General features: G+C 59.8%; 11 protein-coding genes. 3 read left to right on the top strand and 8 right to left on the bottom strand.

Annotation, left to right across the window (positions count from 1 at the left end):
* Positions 1-215: 215 nt before the first annotated feature.
* Positions 216-1832 carry an alpha-amylase family glycosyl hydrolase gene (locus ACSMXM_RS15995; protein WP_460317434.1) on the top strand — a complete coding sequence of 539 codons (1617 nt, stop codon included), beginning with the start codon at positions 216-218 and terminating at the stop codon, positions 1830-1832.
* Between the two features lies 1 nt (position 1833).
* Entirely contained in the window at positions 1834-2862 is a 1029-nt protein-coding gene (locus tag ACSMXM_RS16000) for a glycosyltransferase family 4 protein (RefSeq protein WP_460317625.1), read from the top strand.
* Between the two features lie 80 nt (positions 2863-2942).
* Here the strand turns inward: ACSMXM_RS16000 and ACSMXM_RS16005 are convergent, their stop codons facing one another.
* The 7 genes from ACSMXM_RS16005 to ACSMXM_RS16035 form a co-directional block, all read right to left on the bottom strand.
* Positions 2943-3458, bottom strand: coding sequence for an OmpA family protein (locus ACSMXM_RS16005; RefSeq protein WP_460317436.1), 516 nt, complete (start codon positions 3456-3458; stop codon positions 2943-2945).
* 221 nt (positions 3459-3679) lie between these two features.
* Positions 3680-5491 carry a diguanylate cyclase gene (locus ACSMXM_RS16010; protein WP_460317437.1) on the bottom strand — a complete coding sequence of 604 codons (1812 nt, stop codon included), beginning with the start codon at positions 5489-5491 and terminating at the stop codon, positions 3680-3682.
* A gap of 302 nt (positions 5492-5793) precedes the next feature.
* Positions 5794-6396: a DedA family protein gene (locus ACSMXM_RS16015; RefSeq protein ID WP_460317438.1), complete on the bottom strand. Its 603-nt coding sequence runs from the start codon at positions 6394-6396 to the stop codon at positions 5794-5796.
* Between the two features lie 103 nt (positions 6397-6499).
* Positions 6500-7426, bottom strand: a complete 927-nt coding sequence (locus tag ACSMXM_RS16020; RefSeq protein ID WP_460317439.1) for an SDR family NAD(P)-dependent oxidoreductase — start codon at positions 7424-7426, stop codon at positions 6500-6502.
* Positions 7427-7505: 79 nt separating this feature from the next.
* The gene (locus ACSMXM_RS16025) at positions 7506-10772 is read right to left on the bottom strand and encodes a PAS domain-containing protein (RefSeq protein ID WP_460317626.1); all 3267 of its coding nucleotides are present in this window, start codon (positions 10770-10772) and stop codon (positions 7506-7508) included.
* 134 nt (positions 10773-10906) lie between these two features.
* Complete coding sequence (locus tag ACSMXM_RS16030; protein WP_460317440.1) at positions 10907-11353, bottom strand: response regulator; 447 nt, start codon at positions 11351-11353, stop codon at positions 10907-10909.
* Positions 11353-12462, bottom strand: coding sequence for a PAS domain-containing protein (locus ACSMXM_RS16035; RefSeq protein WP_460317441.1), 1110 nt, complete (start codon positions 12460-12462; stop codon positions 11353-11355). Before ACSMXM_RS16035 ends, ACSMXM_RS16030 begins: the two co-directional genes overlap by 1 nt.
* A gap of 598 nt (positions 12463-13060) precedes the next feature.
* On the opposite strand from ACSMXM_RS16035, the gene ACSMXM_RS16040 reads away from it, so the two are divergent.
* Positions 13061-16054: a TonB-dependent receptor domain-containing protein gene (locus ACSMXM_RS16040; RefSeq protein WP_460317443.1), complete on the top strand. Its 2994-nt coding sequence runs from the start codon at positions 13061-13063 to the stop codon at positions 16052-16054.
* A gap of 101 nt (positions 16055-16155) precedes the next feature.
* Here the strand turns inward: ACSMXM_RS16040 and ACSMXM_RS16045 are convergent, their stop codons facing one another.
* Positions 16156-17976: a 2OG-Fe(II) oxygenase family protein gene (locus ACSMXM_RS16045; RefSeq protein WP_460317445.1), complete on the bottom strand. Its 1821-nt coding sequence runs from the start codon at positions 17974-17976 to the stop codon at positions 16156-16158.
* Positions 17977-18025 lie beyond the last annotated feature (49 nt).

Raw genomic sequence — 18025 nt, forward strand, 5'->3', positions numbered from 1 at the left:
CGCGGTCGCTTTTCTTGGGGAACGAGAACCACGCGCAACCGTTTCGAACTTGCCGCACAGGCGAACCATAAGGCCTCATCCCAAATGACAAATCCGGACGTCGTCTTCCCGCGGCAGCTTCATGGCGGACAGAGCGGGCGCTGGGCGCGGCGCATGCAAAAAATGTACGCCCGCTTCATCTGTCTGGCCAAATCGGGCGAAGGCGTTCACCGGCCATGATCTACAAAGAAAGCGCCGCCCCCTGGTGGAAGCGCGGTGTCATCTATCAGATATACCCCCGCTCCTTTCAGGATAGCGACGGGGACGGCATTGGCGATCTGGCGGGTATAGAATCGCGGCTTGATCATCTTTCCTTGCTGGGCGTGGACGCCATCTGGCTGTCGCCCGTCTTTCCTTCACCTATGGCCGATTTTGGCTATGACGTGGCGGATTATTGCGGCATCGAGCCCTTGTTTGGCGATCTGGAAGATTTCGACCGGCTTCTTGCCGCGATTCACCAGCGGGGCATGAAGCTGTTGCTCGATTATGTGCCAAATCATTCGTCCGACCGGCACCCGTGGTTCGTGGAGAGCCGCTCTTCCCGCGATAGTCCTAAACGCGACTGGTATATCTGGCGCGACCCGGCGCCCAATGGTGGTCCGCCCAACAATTGGATCAGTGATTTCGGCGGTTCTTCATGGGAATGGGACGAGCCGACGCGACAATATTATCTGCACGCCTTTCTGAAGGAACAGCCCGACCTCAATTGGCGCAACCCCGACCTGCGCGCCGCGATGATGGATGTGCTGCGCTTTTGGCTGGATCGCGGCGTGGATGGCTTTCGGATCGATGTTCTCTGGCACATCGTAAAGGCGGCGGACCTGCCGGATAACCCTGTAAATCCCGACTGGCGGAAAGGTCAGACCGAGCGCGACCGCCTGATCCAGTTGCACTCCACCGATCAGCCAGAGGCTCATGCAATCTCCGCCGATTTCAGGGCGCTGGCCGACCAATATGGCTCCGGCCCCGATAGCCAGCGCGTTCTGATCGGAGAGATATTCCTGCCCAATGAACGGCATGCGCACTGGTACGGTACGCCGGAGCGCCCACAGGTGCATCTGCCGTTTAATTTCCAGTTGATCGAAAGCCGTTGGGATCCCGTCGAGTTGCGCCGGGTGATTGCGGAATATGAAGCGTCACTGCCTGCATTTGCCTGGCCCAACTGGGTCTTGGGCAGCCACGATGCGCCGCGTATCGCGGCCCGCATCGGTGAAGCGCAGGCCCGGGTGGCGGCGATGCTGCTGCTAACCCTGCGCGGTACGCCGACGATTTACCAGGGTGACGAGATCGGAATCGGCCAGGTCGATATTCCGGCTGACCGCATCCGCGACCCGCAGGACCTTCGCCAGCCGGGGATCGGCATTGGCCGCGACCGCGCACGAACGCCCATGCCCTGGAATGCCGCGCCCTTTGCAGGATTTAGCACGACCGAACCCTGGTTGCCGCTAAATCCCGACTGGCCCTCGCGTAATGTGGCCCTACAGGCGGAGGATCGGCGCTCCATCCTGTCCCTGTATAGAGACCTGCTGAAATTGCGAGGGTCCAGCGGCGCTCTTACTCTCGGCGCCTTTCTGCTTGCCGACGCAGATAAGAACATCCTGGCATATGAAAGGCGGCAGGATGATGAGCGTCTGTTGATCGTGCTGAACTTCGGTACGCAAGAAAGGGTGTTGATCGTGCCTGCCGATGCCCGGATTGACAGTGTCCTCGCCTCCACCCTGCCGCTACGGGACATGGATGGCAGGGTCCTGCCGAACGAGGGGTTGATCATCAGGTTGCGCGATGCCGTCTGACTTGCGTATTGCCATGCTGGCGCCGATCGCGTGGCGTACCCCGCCGCGCCATTATGGGCCATGGGAACTCGTCACCAGCCTGCTGACGGAGGCGCTGGTGGAACGCGGTGTCGATGTGACATTATTCGCGACCAGGGACAGCATTACCTCCGCCCGGCTGGAGGCGGTGGTGCCCGCCCCCTATTCAGAAGATCCGTCCGTCGACGCAAAGGTCTGGGAATATCGCCACCTTTCGCACCTGTTCGCGCAGGCGGATCGGTTCGACATAATCCACAATCAGGCTGATTTCCCCGCTCATGCCTTTGCGCCGCTGACGGCGACGCCAATGGTGACGACGATCCATGGCTTTTCGTCCGACCGGATCTTGCCGATGTACTTGCCCTATCAGGATCATGTTCATTATGTCGCGATCAGCGACGCGGACCGCCACCCCGCTCTGCGCTACGCCGCGACGATCCATCACGGCATCCGAATGGATGAATTTCCCTTCGACGAGGACGGAGGCGAGGATTTGCTATATTTCGGACGTATCAATCCGGACAAGGGCGCGGCGGAAGCCGTCCAAGCTGCACGAACCGCCGGCCGGCATCTCCAGATATATGGCATCGTTCAGGACGCGGACTATCATCAGCGGTGCGTCTTGCCTGCGGTAGAGGAGGGCGGTGTCAGCTATCATGGGTCGGTCGGGGGGAAGGAGCGGTGGCGGGCGCTTGGCAAGGCACGCGCATTGCTGCATCTGATCAATTTCGACGAACCCTTCGGGCTCTCCGTTGTCGAGGCGATGGCCTGCGGCACCCCCGTCATCGCTATTCGCCGCGGCTCTATGCCGGAGCTGATCCAGCATGGGGTCAACGGATTTCTGGTGGAAAATATAGCGGAAGCCGTCGATGCGATTGCGCGTGTCGATACACTTGACCGAAAGATCGTCCGCCGCACCGTTGAGGAGAGATTTTCCGTTGCGCGCATGGCCGACGAATATCTGGCGCTTTATCGTGACATCCGAAAACACGGTAAGCGTGGCAAGGGCTAGCAGGGCAGGCTGACGCCGACCCCGTGATATGGGGTGGAGCTACTGCAAAATCTGCGCTCCACCCCGTCCATCATACTGAGTTAAGCATCATCGCCGAATTCAACGCGCACCCGGCGGTTTTCCGGTTCGGCGACGTTGTTTTCGGTGTCGACGAGCAAATCGCTTTGACCGTGAGCTTCGACCTCCATCTCGCTGGCAGGAATGCCCTGCTCAACCAAATAGTTCTGAATTGCAGTGGCACGCTCTGCCGACAATTCTTCATTATAGGGCCGTGTTCCGGTCGTGTCCGTAAAGCCCGCTAGCGTGACCCCCGTGCCGGGGGTCGCCTCGTATGCGGTGGCGATACGGTCCAGACGCTCGCGCCCGTCTTCCGTCAGATCGGCGCTATCGAGAGCGAAATAAACGCGATTGGCCTCTGCATCGGCATCGACCGGCGCGGGATCGTCGAGTGGCATTTGATCTTCTGTCGATACGCCCTCGGCAGAGGCTGTCATGTCTGCCTCGTCGGTCATGGTGTCGCTTTGTTGTTCTGGTTCGTTCGAACAAGCGGCGAGAACCAGTCCGCTGGCTAATAATGGGATTGCAAATGAACGCATGGATTTTCCTCCTGATGATATTCAGGAAAGTAATCGTTCACATAGTGTAAAGGTTCCGTCGACCGATCATTAACTGAATTTGCAAGGTTAATTTATGTGTATTTTTAAGTTTGAAGGAGAACCGTAGCAGGTGCAGATAGATTGTTTGTATAGTGTATCTGCTTGTCGGTAGCAGGTTACGGATCGTCCGATTTGATCTTTAATAGGGACTGGGATGACAATCAGGCGGCGTGGCGCATATTGCGGACTTCCGCCATCACCACTCGGTCCCTCCCCAGCTTTTTCGCTCTCAGCAGGGCGGCGTCCGCTGTCTGGACCAATTGATGCGCGGCGCAATGCAGAGGCGCGCTTGCTACGCCCACTGAAACGGTGATCGGACCAAGCGCCACGTTTTCATATTGCACCGCCAATGCAGCGATGCGCGTGCGAATTTGCTCTGCGCGATCTGCCGCCTGCTCGCAGTCAAATTCAGGGAGCAGCAGCAGGAATTCCTCGCCGCCATAGCGAAACGCGCGGCCCCGTTCGCGGGTAACGTTACCAAGGACGGCGCCGACTTCGCGCAACACGGCGTCACCTGCTTCATGGCCATGCCGATCATTAAAGCGTTTGAAATGATCCACATCGACCATCAGGCAACTGATGGATGCGCCCAGGCGCTCCGCATCGCTCAGCTGCTCCGGCAAAACCATGTCCAGCTGTCGGCGGTTTGGCAGTCCGGTCAGTGCGTCCGCCATGGCCATTTCGCGCAGGGCATCGCGGAGCCGCAAATTGGCGAGGGCCAGGCCGATATTTTCTGCCAGCATACGCAGATAAATCTCGGGGGGACGACCATGGTCCTCCGCCTCTTCGCGCGGCTCCACATAGAGCAAACCCAAGGTTTCGCGTTGCGCGACCAAAGGAAGGCAGAGCGTGTCTGGCGGTGGCGCCGAGCCATCAGAATCGAGGTGGCCGCATGGGACATCAATATGGCTGCCCCCCGGTCTGTGAGAGGCGCCTCTGCGTAGCGCCCAACATGATTGCGGTGAGAACCTTGAGGGGGAGTGGCGCGGTTCGAGCCAGCTGCAGGCTTCGATCACTTCATTTTCATCGGCACTCAATAGATAAAGGCGGCCGGCCAGACTGGGTGCAAATTCCGGTACGAAGCGCCGGATGACTTCCTTCAGATCCAGCAGCGTGTCGCATACCTGCATCCGTTGCGTCATCCGCGACAGCAGGTCGCGCAGCGCAAGATCGGCCGCACGCTCCGTTTCCAATCGTTGGCGCTGCAGGCCGTTTTCCCGAAATACATGGATCGCCTCGGCCATGTCGCCGATCTCGTCAATCTGGTCGACCCCGGGAAGCTCGACGGCGTAATCCTCCGCTGCCAGGCGCTTCACGACGTCGCTCAGGCGCACGACCGGATGCAGAACACGCTGCCTGAAGATAAAATAGAGCACACCGAGGAAAAGCAGGCCCGTCACTGCCAGAACGATTTCGGAAATTGTTTTCCAGAGGCGCGCCAGGACGGCGGCCTGAGCAATTTCTGTTTGCACCCGCAGATCCAGCCGATCCTGAAAGCGCCCCAGCAGCGCTTCTGCCAAGTCGAGCTCACGCTCATATTCGGGACCGAAAAGGATTTGCCGCGCCTTGCTTTCCTGCCCCTCTTCATAGGCGGCGATCGCCGCGTCCTGCTCGTCGTGCAGGGTTTCGGCCCATTTGATCGCCTGCTGCAGCAGGGCGACCTCGGCGGGCGCCGCGCCTGCCGCGACAAGCTCCTGCGCCCGCTGCTCGGTGGAACGCAGATCTTCGATGCCCCGGCGGTAAATTACCAAATAGGTGGGATCGCCCGTGTTCAGATACTGGCGCGCGCGGTCGGACAGCAGATAGATCTCGTTACCCAGTTCAGCGCTGACCGTATCGAGGCGATGACGTTGCTCGACGGCAGCACGCTCCCGCTCCTGCGCGTTCGAAGCGAGGAGCATGGTGGAGCCGGAGACGAGGGTCAGGGCAACGGTCGCACCATATGCCCAGTTTGTAATTGTGGCCAAACGCATCGGGGACACTTACGCCCCAAGGCGCATAGAAAGGATTAACGCCGTCTCGAGAAAGGGGGAGGCATGCTAAAAGCTTGGCGCGGACTTTAGCTGCTTCAATTTGTTCCCGGACCCTTTTTGCCTCTCGTGTTCAGGATTGTCCGATCCAATTACCGGCTCTTGATTTTCCAGATCGGTAGCGCGCTTCCTCGCTACATCATTGGGCGGTTTTCAAAATGGGCATGCTCCGTCTTCCGTATGGGAAGAACGGGATGCGTGTGCTTGCGTCTACCGGGTGCTACCTCACAAGGTTTTGGTCAGCCCTATCCCCGCTTCCGGTTGAAGGTCGCTACCCGGTAAACATAGTAGATCAGGAGGGCGATCAGGATCGTCGTTGTCGCCGGATTTAGATAATGTTCGATCTGCTGATATCGGTCGCCCAGCGAATAGCCCGCATAAGCCAGCGCCCCCTCCCAGAAAATCGTGCCGATTAAGGTGAACGGCACGAATTTCGTCAGCGGCATTTTGAAGATGCCGGCAGGTATCGCAATCAATGTGCGGATAGTGGGCACCAGTCGGGCAAAAAGCACCGCCCATGTGCCGTGTTTCTGGAACCAGTCTTCGGCCTTTTGAATATCATTGGGGGAGAGGGTGATCCAGCGGCCGTGCCGGGCAGCCCATTTCTGCAGTCTCTCATCCCCCATCTTGCGGCCAACGAAATACCACATCAGCGCGCCGAGCAGTGATCCAAGGCAACCCGCCGCGATAACCAGAAAGATGTTCTTTTCGCCGGTGCTCGCGGTGGATCCGGCCAGCGGCATGATGATTTCGGATGGGATGGGGGGAAAGACGTTTTCCAGAAACATCAGAAGAACTATGGCCGGATAGCCACCCTGTTCGACAAGGCTGCGGATCCAGTCTGCCATTACTGCGGTCCTCTTTGGTGGCGCAAAGACTCAAATCCTCTCGGCCATGCCTGTTCCGTGCGGCACGGATATTGTCAGGAAGTTTTCTTCGTGCGCCCAGGCGTCAGCTTAGGAATTTCGACGAACGGCCGGCGTTCACATCGATGGTCATGCCGCTGATATGATCGCTTTCCGGCGCTGCGAGAAATACCACCGCACGTCCGATGGCTTCCGGCTGGGTCTGGTCGACCGGCAGCACATTGCCTTCACGTGCGGCACGATCGGCCGCCGCCTGCGTCTCATCCGTCCAGCGCCCGCCCACGTCGCGATAGGCCATCATGGTCTCTACCGGCCCCGTCGCAACAGCATTGACGGTGATGCCTTCGGGACCGAGGTTCAGGGCGGCAGCCTTCATCACCCCGGATGCGCCCCATTTCGACGATGCATAGGCAAAGCTCGATGAACCGGAACGGCCCGCCAGCGATGTGGTTACGATGATCCGGCCGCCCGGTCTGGGCAAGGCATCGGCGGCGGCTTTTATCGTGTTCGCAACGCCGCGGACGTTTACCGCATGAATGGCATCGAAAATGTCGGGTTCGAAGCTTTCGATCGTGTCGTCGGCAATATTGATGCCGGCATTGGCGTGAACGATATCGATCCGGTCGAACCTTTCCCTCGTCCGGGTAACAGCATCCTGCATTGCCGGAAGATCGCGAACATCGGCGATGATCGACAGCGCCCGTACACCCTCCGCTTCGACCAGACTTACAGTCTCGGCGACGTCGTCTCTGGTCGCCAGCGGGTAGGGCATGAATGGGAATGCATCGGGATCGGCTATGTCGAGAACGGCTACATCGGCACCCGCACGGGCGAGTGCGACCGCTGAAGCGCGCCCGATCCCACGTCCGCTGCCTGTCACCAGTGCAACGCGCCCCGACAGCGGTTTTCCGGCGGATGGGACCCCTTGCGCCTGGGTCTGGCTTGCCGCGGTCGTGGCAAAGCCTGCCGCTGCGGCCGAGGTCATCAATGTCCTGCGATCGAGATCGGTCATCTTCACTGTTCCTTCCGTGGGAACCATGGTCCAACGAAGAAGGGGCGCAAGAGTTCTTGGAAAAAGGGGAACGGCCTCTTCAGCCTTCGATGATGTCCCTGATGCGGTTCGCCAGTGCCTCCATGGCGAACGGCTTCGTGATCATTGCCATGCCCGGTTCCAGAAACCCTGAGGCGAGGGCGGCATTTTCGGCATAACCCGTCATGAAAAGGACCTTCAGGTCGGGCCGGGCAATGCGGCCGTTCCTGACCACGTCCCGGCCGTTCAACCCCGGCAATCCGATATCCGTGACGAGCAGATCAACGCGGCGCGACGATTGCAGGATATCAAGACCCTTCTGTCCATTTTCCGCTTCGATGGCTTGGTAGCCGAGTTCTTCCAGAACATCGACGATCAGGCCGCGCACGACCGCCTCATCCTCTATGACCAGCACGACCTCTCCGGTCCCTGCCTCCGGCGCTTCCTCAAGACCCGGCGTATGCTCGTCCTCGTCGGCCTGGCCGAAATACCTTGGCAGATACAGTTTTACCGTCGTCCCTTCTCCCACCTCGGAATAGATCCGGGCGTAGCCTTCGGACTGACGCGTGAAACCATAGATCATGGACAGGCCAAGCCCGGTGCCCTGACCGACCGGCTTTGTCGTGAAAAATGGTTCAAAGGCCTTGGCCAGGGTTTCCTGATCCATGCCCGTGCCGCTGTCCGTCACGGAAATGCAGACATATTGACCGGGCTTCAGGTCGCGCTGCCGTGCAGCATAATGGCTGTCGAGGTGGGCATTGCAGGTCTCTATCGTAAGCGTACCGCCGTCCGGCATGGCATCCCGCGCATTGATGGCGAGGTTCAGAATGGCGCTTTCAAGCTGGTTAGGGTCGCATCGCGTCAGCCACAGACCGCCGGCCAGCACCAGTTCCAGCTTGATGCTCTCGCCCAGCGTTCGACGAAGAAGATCCTCCATCGAGGATGCCAGTGGATTCGCGCGCACGGGCCGCGGATCGAGCGGCTGTCGGCGGGAAAACGCCAGGAGACGATGGGTCAGGGCTGCGGCCCGTTCGGCCGACGCCTTTGCCCCAAGCAGCCAGCGATTGACATCGTCGAGGCGACCCTGCGACAAACGCTTGCCAAGAACGTCCAGGCTTCCCGTGATACCCTGCAAAAGATTATTGAAATCATGGGCGATGCCGCCCGTCAGTTGCCCGACCGCCTCCATCTTCTGACTTTGGCGAAGGGCCTCCTCGACGGCTCGCTGTTCCGTAATATCGCGGGCTATTGCATGGATGCGGCCTTCGCCCGGGACGGCGGTCCATGCCAGAAGGCGATAGCTGTCGTCCTTGCAGCGATAGCGGTTCTCGAATGCGAGCGTTGTCCGCCCCCTTGCCAGACTGGACACTTCGCGCGAGGTCGCCTCTTGGTCCTCGGCGTGCAGGAAGTCGGCTATGCGGCTGCCGACCATTTCCGTTTCCGACCACCCCAATAGCCGTCGGGCGGATGGGTTCACCGCTTTTATTATGCCGTCAAAGTCGCTGACCATCATCAGGTCCTGGCTGATCGCCCAAAGCCTGTCGCGATCCTGCGCGCTCGCCTCTTCCGCGCGCTTCTGCGCTTCGATTTCGGTATTGGTTCCTACCCAGGCCGTTATGGCGCCCTTCTTGTCAGTCAGGGGCAGAGCGCGTGCCAGGAACCAGCGGTAATTGCCGTCCCCGCCGCGCAGGCGGAACTCGGTCTCGTAGATCTGACCAGTGCGGACCGATTCTTCCCAGCGCTGACTGGCCAGCGGGACATCATCCGGGTGCACGACGCGTGTCCAGCTATCGCTGTCCAGACCGCCTTTGCTTGGGTCGGCGCCGATATAGGCGTAGATTCTGTCGTTGAACCAATCGAGCTTTCCGTCGGACCGCGCCGTCCACACATGGTTCGGCATGTTCTGCGCCAGCGCGCTGAACTGCGCTTCGCTTAATTCCAGGGCCTTTTGGATGCGGCGTCGCTCGGTCGCATCCTGAACCGCGCCCACCAGGCGCACCGGTCTGCCATTTTCGTCGCGCTCATACTCTCCCTTGCGGGCTATGATCCGCACCTCGCCCGTATCGGGCCGGCGGATGCGATATTCCACATCCAGCAGAGCTTCACCCGACTGTCGGCGCTCGTCGTTGGAGATGATGTCCTTGTCTTCCGAAATGACCAGGCTCTCGATTGCATCGGTCGTTATCGGACCGTCCGGCTCCAGGCCGAAGATGCGGCAGAATTCCGGTGTGGCGCTGATCATGCTGGTGGCGATGTCGATAGAGAACAGGCCGACTCCGCCCGCCACCTGGGCATGCCGCAAACGCTCCTCGCTTTCGCGCAGATTATCCTCGGCGCCGACACGCTGGATATGCGCCCAGGACCGCTCCGTTACCTCGCGAATGACGCTTAACTCATATTCGGACCAGACCCGGGGTTCACGGTCGTGGATCGCCATCAAGGCCGTCAGGCGTTTTCGCTTGATGAGGGGCATGCAGATCGTAGCTGCCACACCGATGTCCTGGAATGTCCGTGCTTCGTCCGGTGCCAGCTCCTCCCGAACATCATCGATGATCAGCGGCCTGCCTGCCTGCAGGTCTTCGACTGCTCTCTTGCCGAAATCGGCAAGATCATAATGCCCTAAGATCGAGGGAGAGCCGGGGGCATGCCAATTGCCCCTGATGGTGAACGCATTCTGGTCCCGGTCCATATCCGCATAGGCACAGTTCGATAGGCCCAAATGCTCGGCGGTCATGCGGGTGGTGATCGCCAGAACTTCACTTGCACCCCTGCGATCCGCAACCGCCCGGCTCAATTCGTCGAAGAAGCGTAGCTTTCGTTCGCTTTCCTCCAGCAGTCGGCGCGCGCGCACGGCCTCCGTCGTTTCGACGACGATAGCCAGAACACCCGCCGGTTCGCCGTCGTCGCCCCGGACAGGGGAATAGTCCAGGTCCATCCAGACCTGTTCGGGGCGTCCATCCCGATGCAGTGTCAGTTCGTGGTCGCGGTAGCTGAGGGTGCCGCCTGCGAGGCCCACGCGCATGATATGGTCGTTGAATTCGGCAATCTCATCCCAGCCCTCGCGTACATTGGAACCAAGCAAGCGGCTGTCGCGGCCTCCCGCGAATGCCGAATAGGCGTCGTTATAGATCATGACGCCGTGGGAACCCCACAGGAGGACGAGCGGCACCGGGTTGGGCAACATCAGGCTGATCGTCTGCTTCAGGGTGCTGGGCCAGGTGTCGATCGGACCCAGGGGAGTCGATGACCAGTCATGTGCCGCGATCCGCCGCGAGACCTCGCCGCCGTCTGTCAGAAATTTATGTTCGATTTGCCGCTCCGCCAACATACGCACTCTTTCACTCGGCCGAAGCGCTGCCCCGCTTCTGGCATAACGCGCAATCGCTTTTTCAGTTGCCTTCTGCTTCTTCCCGCGAAGGTCTGGCGCGCGGCAAGTGCTTTGTGTCTCGTTCTACGCGTGGGTCAGGCGTGGGTTAGACGTGGTTCGAGGTGGGGGGAGGCAACCAGGCTAGCTGGTTTGGGGGTGCCCGGCGGGGGATTGAAGACGCCCTCGGCAAGATAGCTGAGGGCCGATGCCAGACCTGTATGGGAAAACGGTTTTCCCACAGCCCCGTGCGCGCCGCAGAAATCCTCCGGAATTTTTGACAGGTTTGCGGTCACGAAAACCACCAGCGCCTCTGGCCACCGTCTGCGGATTAGGGCGCAGGCATCCAGACCATTCGTGTTCCGCGCCAACTGAATGTCCACCAGGGCGAGTTGCGGTGCGATGTTGTCATCGAGTTTTTCTACGTCGAACAGGCTGGTTGCTTCGCCAACGACAACATGGCCGTTGTCTTCGATCAACGCCTCCAAATCCATCGCCAGCAGAATCTCGTCTTCGACAATCAACACCCTCAACATCTGACCCATTACGCTACGGTCCTATCAACTGGAAATGAAACGGTGACACAGGTGCCTGGGCAATTATCGGTCCAGACCGCCGTCGCATCGGCCTGCGTCGAAAGGCGGTTGATCAATGTCGTGCCCATTTTTTTCAAACTCTGATCGGCTGAAAGCCCGGGGCCGTCGTCACAGATTTTCACAAATCCGATGTCGGCGCCTTGGGTGCCGGTGACGATGGAAAGGGTGCCGCTGCGGCCCTCCGCGAACGCATGTTTGATCGCATTCGTCAAAATTTCGTTCAGGATGAGGCCAAGCGCGGAGGCATTTGCGGCTGGCACCATCATGCTGTTGGCCGAGATTTCCACGCTGATATCGGATCGGCCGCTGGATCCGATGATGTCGGCCGCAAGATTCTTGACGAAATTGCCAATGTCGAACTGCCCAACGTCGGAGGCTTGATAGAGCTGCCTGTGCACGGCCGCCAAGGCGTCAACACGCTCCAGCATCGACCCTAGCTTTGCAGATGTCTCGGGATGCTTGATCGTCCTGACCTGCAGACGAAGCAGCGACCCTATCATCGTCAGGTTGTTTTTTACACGGTGGTCGACCTCATGCAGCAGAATGGTCTTGGCTTCGAGGGCGGCTTTCAGGTCGGCGGTCCGCCGCTCGACCTCCTGTTCCACAACCTCTTTCCGCTCGTTGGCAAGCCTCTGCGATTCCACCCGATCCGTGACGTCCAATTGGGACGCGAAGAAGAATTTGATATCGCCGTCGTCGCTGCGAACCGGGCTGAGATAGAGCGCGTTCCAGAAAGTGGAACCGTCCTTGCGATAGTTCAGCAGATCAATGCTGATATCGTCGCCTTTGGCAATTGCCTCGCGAACTTGCGCCACCGACTCCCGGTCCGTTTTCGGACCCTGCAAGAAGCGGCAATTGCGACCGATAATCTCTTCTCGATCATAGCCGGACAGTTCCTGGAACGCGACATTGCAGAATACGATGGGGTTATCGTCTTGCGATGGGTCGGTGATGACCATGGGCATGCGGGTGCCACGAACCGCTGCCGCAAATGGATCGCCTCGACCGTGCTCATACTGGAGAGCTTCAGTCAGATGCCAATCATCTCTTTGTTTCAACTGCATTCTCCAGCGTGCCCAATCAGGCTGTCCGCTCTCAACCGTCGAGGCAGCGATCAGTTTCGTGCGAGGGGCCCTCAATCCTCGGCGGCAACGGGCACTGCCGCCGCTATAGTCCGGCCCGGTCGTGAATTTCTAGTGTTATCATAGCTTAATTTGTGGCTGCCGCTTGCGCGGAGGGGATTTGATTTTATCGGGGCGCGCGTAGTCGATGATCGCTCCGCCCGGCGGCGGCGTGTTGCCTCCATATGCACATGACGACTCATCGCCAGATACCGCCGCTGCCTCGACGACGACGGAAATTCTTGTCGTCGTTGAGGCACAGTCGTAAGCGCCCCGTGTATTTGGATCGAAGCATGCCCGATGCAGGGAAGTCGGCTCCTTATGACAAAAACGTCGAAATAATACATAATCTTAGTTAAATATGCCTGGACGGTTAACCCTGTTGCATAAAAGCTACGCTCACGACGTTTTAGGCACGAAATAATACATTTATATATGTAATCGGATTGACATGTGGGCAGACAATCGTACTGATGTGGGCAAGGGAATTAGATCGGTTTGGGGGGGTAACTTGTCCAAACGTAAGGGGGAAAACATGGTAAATGCCAACGCACTTAAAATGAGCCTTTCCGCGCTGCTCTGCACCGCCAGTTCGGCGCTGGCGATGGCCACTGCTGCTCATGCGCAGGTTGCGCCGGTCGGGCCGGCGAATGAAGCTGAGACGATCGTCGTCACCGGGTCGCGCATCGCAAATGCAACGACGGAATCGATGTCACCCATCTCGGTGGTCGACTCAGAAGAACTAACCCTTACGGGTACGGCAACGGTGGAAAGTCTGCTGAACACGCTGCCTCAAGTGGTGCCGGGGGAAGGCGCCTTCACGAATAACGAGACGAGCGCGGCAGCCACCCTTGATCTGCGTGGCCTTGGCGCTCAGCGAAACCTGATCCTCGTCAACGGTCGTCGCTTCATATTCTTCGATGCGCGGCAGATCACCGACGTGAACACCATTCCGACCGCTTTGGTGGAGCGGACAGAGCTTATCACGGGCGGATCCTCGGCGGTTTATGGCTCCGACGCGATCTCCGGCGTCGTCAACTTCATTCTGAAGGATGATTTCGAGGGGATTGAGGTCACCAACCAATATGAAATCACCGGGGATGGTGATTCCGGCCGCTATAATCTCGATGTTGTTGCAGGCAGCAACTTTGCTGACGATCGCGGCAACGTCACGATTTTCTACAATTACTACAATCGTAAGCCTACCTTCGCCGATGCGCGCCAGCGCTCCACCTGCTTCCTCGAAGACACGGTGATCGATGGTTCGCCGGCACTTGCCTGCGGTGGTAGTGCAGGCATTCCGAACGGTCGCATTGCCGGTCTGCCTGCTGGCGATGCGCTCGCGGCCCGGCCTGGCGTGCAGAGTGCACTGAATTCCCTGGACCTGAACAATCTGACGTCCAATGGCTTCAAGTTCGACGACACCGGCGGCCAGGTCAGCCCCTTTGTTGTTCCGGGTGACCGCTACAACTTCAACCCCGACAATTACCTGCAATTGCCGCTTATTCGTAACCAGTTCGGCGGCATGGCGCACTATGAGGTCACGGACGGGATCGAAGCCTATTTCGAGGGTCTTTACAGCTCCAACCGGGCGCGTACCCAATATGCCGCGACGCCGGTCACCGGCAGCTACCGGATCCAGACTGACAGCCCCTTCCTTTCGCCTGGCCTGCAGAACCTGTTCCAGGAACTCGACGCCAGCGAGGGCACGTTACAGCTAGATAGCGATAATAACCCGGTGCTGGGCGCCGATGGCCTTCCCGTCATCGATCCCGCCGCGACGCGAAACGACGGCTACACGACCGTCTCCATCGGTCGCCGCATCAGCGAAGGCCCGACCCGTAACGCAACCTATGATCGCGATGCCTATCGTTTCGTAGGCGGTTTGCGCGGCGACCTTGGCTCTCTGGACGATAATTTCCTGACGGATCTCAGCTGGGATGCGTATTATTCCTATGCGAAGTCCAAGAACACGTTGACGACGACGGGCAATATTCTCGCCGCACGTTATGCTCAGGGTGTGACAACCGCTTTTGATGATGACGGCAATCTCGTCTGCGCCGACCAGTCGAATGGATGTGTGCCGCTGAATATCTTCGGCCCGAATATTTCCCCTGCCGGCATCGACTTCATTACCGAGCGCCAGGTCAGCACCTACGAAACCACGATGAAAGTGGCGACGGGCGCGGTTACCGGTAATCTGTTCGAGTTGCCCGCCGGTCCGGTCGGCTTCGCTGCCGGTCTGGAATATCGCGAGGTCGCGGCCCAGTTCAACCCGGCGACCGGCAGTGTCGGACAGGTGGGTGAGCCGACGGACGGCGACTACAGCGTCAAGGAAGTGTTCGGAGAGCTGCGCGTCCCTGTCTTCTACGGGTTCGAACTGAACGGCGCTTTCCGCTATTCGGACTATTCGCTCGACAACGTAGAGGGTGTGTGGACCTATGGCGGCGGCGCCACCTGGCAGGTGTTCGACATGCTGCGCCTGCGTGGCCAGTACCAGCGCGCTGTTCGTGCACCGAGTGTCGAGGAACTGTTCTCGGCTCAGTCGCGTGTGTCCGAAGCTGCAAGCGATCCTTGCGCGCAGGCGAATGCTGCGACCGACTCCGTAATCCGCGACCTTTGTGTTGCAACCGGCGTCCCGAACGGCATTGTCGGCACCAGCGGCGTTCAGCCCAGCTTCCAGGTGTCGGGTATCGTCGGCGGCAATCCTGACCTGCAGGAGGAATCGACCGATACCTACACGGTCGGCACAGTGCTGGAGCCGATCCCCCGGCTGTTCGTAACGGTGGATTATTACAACATCACCGTGGACGACGCCATTTCGCGGCTGGGCGGCTCGATCAACAACGTCTTCGATCTGTGCTATAATCAGGTTCAGGATGCAGCCAGCCCCTATTGCCAGGCGGTCGTGCGGCAGCCGGACGGCACCGTAGGCACCGGCACCAGCGGCACGGGCTTGGACAGCGGCGTCAGCGTCCTCTACGCCAATATCGGCAAGATCCAGACCGATGGTATCGATCTTGGCATCAACTATTCCTTCCCCGTTGGCGATATTGCCGGCGCCCCGGCGGACCTCAGCATTGGTGCCAACGGAAACTGGCTGAACAGCTTCGACGTCACGTCGGTTGCCGCATTGCCCGACCGAATCAACGAATGCGCGGGCGCGTTCGGCCTGACATGCGGTGAGCCTATGCCGGAATTCAAGGCGAACACCCGCGTTACCCTGAGCGTAGGCCGTCTGACCAGCAGCGTACGCTGGCGCTATGTCGGCGAGGTGAAGGACGATCGGGTCACCAGCGGGCTGCGCGAGCCGGAAACCCTGCCTGTGCCTGAGGTTGGTTCGGTGAACTATTTCGACCTGTCCTTCGACTTCGATCTCGATCAGCTGTCGTTCTTTGGCGGGGTCCTGAACATGTTCAACAAGCACCAGCCCCTGATCGGCAGTGCGCAGGAGCAGTTGAACACCTATCCGAGCACCTATGACCCGCTCGGCCGTCGCTTCTTCATGGGTGCAAAGCTGAAATTCTGATCTGAATTCAGCTTGGCATGTCAAAGGCCCGCCATGTCAGAATGGCGGGCCTTTTTCTTTGGGGTGATCGTTCGAGGGTGGGCGCTAGGTGGCGTCCGACGTCATGTGGGGATCACGTCAAAGGCTACTGTCGTGCGTGGCTCGGCGGCCCTGAATGGAAGGGTACCGTGATAGAGATAGGAGGGGAACAGCGCCAGCAGGCCGGGAACCGGCTTTATCTGTCGCAATGCGCGATCCTCCGGCCCCAGGTCGAGATTTGACTGCCCCAGGCTCAGAGAGCCCGCCCCATCTGTTGCGCCGGCAATCTCTTGGGGGACGGACACATAATAGCATGAACTTATCCAGCCCGCGGGGTGGATATGGTTCAAATGAAAGCCCTCGCTGGAAAGCCTTACCGACCACGAGCCGGAAAAACGAAACGCGCCGCTGCCGCGTCTGCCGAACAGCGGGTGGCGGGGCGCGACTGGCATCCGCTCGATATAGGATGCCACGGCCTTTTCCAGCATGCCGCGCAGGGCAACGATGTCAGGCTCGCTACGGTCGAGCAGATTGCCCATTGTCTGCGTCCCGCCGCGCAGGGTCTGGCCGATTGGATGGCGTTGTGCGCGGTGCAGGCGGTCCAACGTCTGGGCCAGGCTGCGGTTGAAACCTTCGACGCCGCCATATCCTTCGGGTGGTTCCAGCACATCCGCCCAGATCAGACGGTCGAGATCATCCACGCCTTGCGCGGGGGGATCGCCGCGAAGGCGCAACAGCAGATCGCGCAATGCGATGGCCTGCTGGTCGAACGGGTGTGCCCTTAGGAGGGGGGCGAGTGCGGTCTCGGCATCTTCGTGCCGCCTAAGACGCAGGAGCAAACGGATCAGCTCATAACGGGAATCATGATTTACCGGACTTGCCGTGGCCGCCGCGCGCAAGGCGGTCAGCGCTTCGTCGAGATCCTGACCCTGCGTCGCCAACATCTGCCCCAGGCGGTAATCGATTTCCGGCGAATCCATGCCCTTTGCCCGGCTTCGCCGCAGCATGCCGATCGCATCGTCCGTACGCCCGGCCAGGCCCAGTTTTTCTGCAAGATCGGCAAGCAGCGGTGCCTCGTCGGGCACTTGGCTGAGCACCTCGGCATAGCTGCGCAGGAAGGCTTCTCCCGGTTCGTGCTGCCACAGCAACTGGCTGAGAGAGTCGTGTGCCTCGCGAGAGGTGGGCGCGATGCGGATCGCGTCTCGGTATGCCGCGGCAGCGTCGTCGAACTGGCCGAGATCCTGCAGGCAATGCCCCAGAACATAGGCAATTTCGAACAGGTCTGGTTTCACGTGCCGACATTCCCGCAGAATGTCGGCTGCCGCCCCTGCCTGTCCATCCAGTCGCAGAGCGACAGCGAGATTGTATCGGGTGCCGACATGATCCGGGCGCAGCTGCACGGCCCGTCTCAGCGCCTTGACCGCCTCCTCATACTTCTCTGCGGCACGCAGCGCGCGGCCATAGGACGACCAGGCGCGGCCATTTTCGGGCGCCTGCTCCACTGCGCGGGCCAGGGTTTCGCATCCAGGACCGATTTTCCCGCCTTCGAATTGGACCTCCCCCAGGGCGATCCGCGCATCGATATGATCGGGCGCCAGCCGCAGGGCCTCGGCATAGGCAGCCTCAACCTCGCTGCGGCGACCGCAGGCAAGCAGCGCATTGCCCAGATTGTGGCACACATTTGGTTGCGCTGGCCGGGCGGCGAGGGAGCGCCGAAAAAACTCGACCGCGCCTTCCTGATCACCGTTCTTGCGCCTCAGCAGCCCAAGTAATTGCAACGCATCCGGCTCTTCGGGCCAGCGCGCCAGGATTGCATTCAGCAAGGAAAGGGCCTGGGCATCCCGTCCCGACTGCAAGGCCGACAAGGCGTCGCGAAGATTTTCCGAGAGGTCCGTTGATGCCAAGGTAGCGATAGCCTTTGGCTTTCACCTATGTGCGGTGCACTCCGGCGGC

The organism is Pacificimonas sp. ICDLI1SI03 (assembly GCF_054740865.1).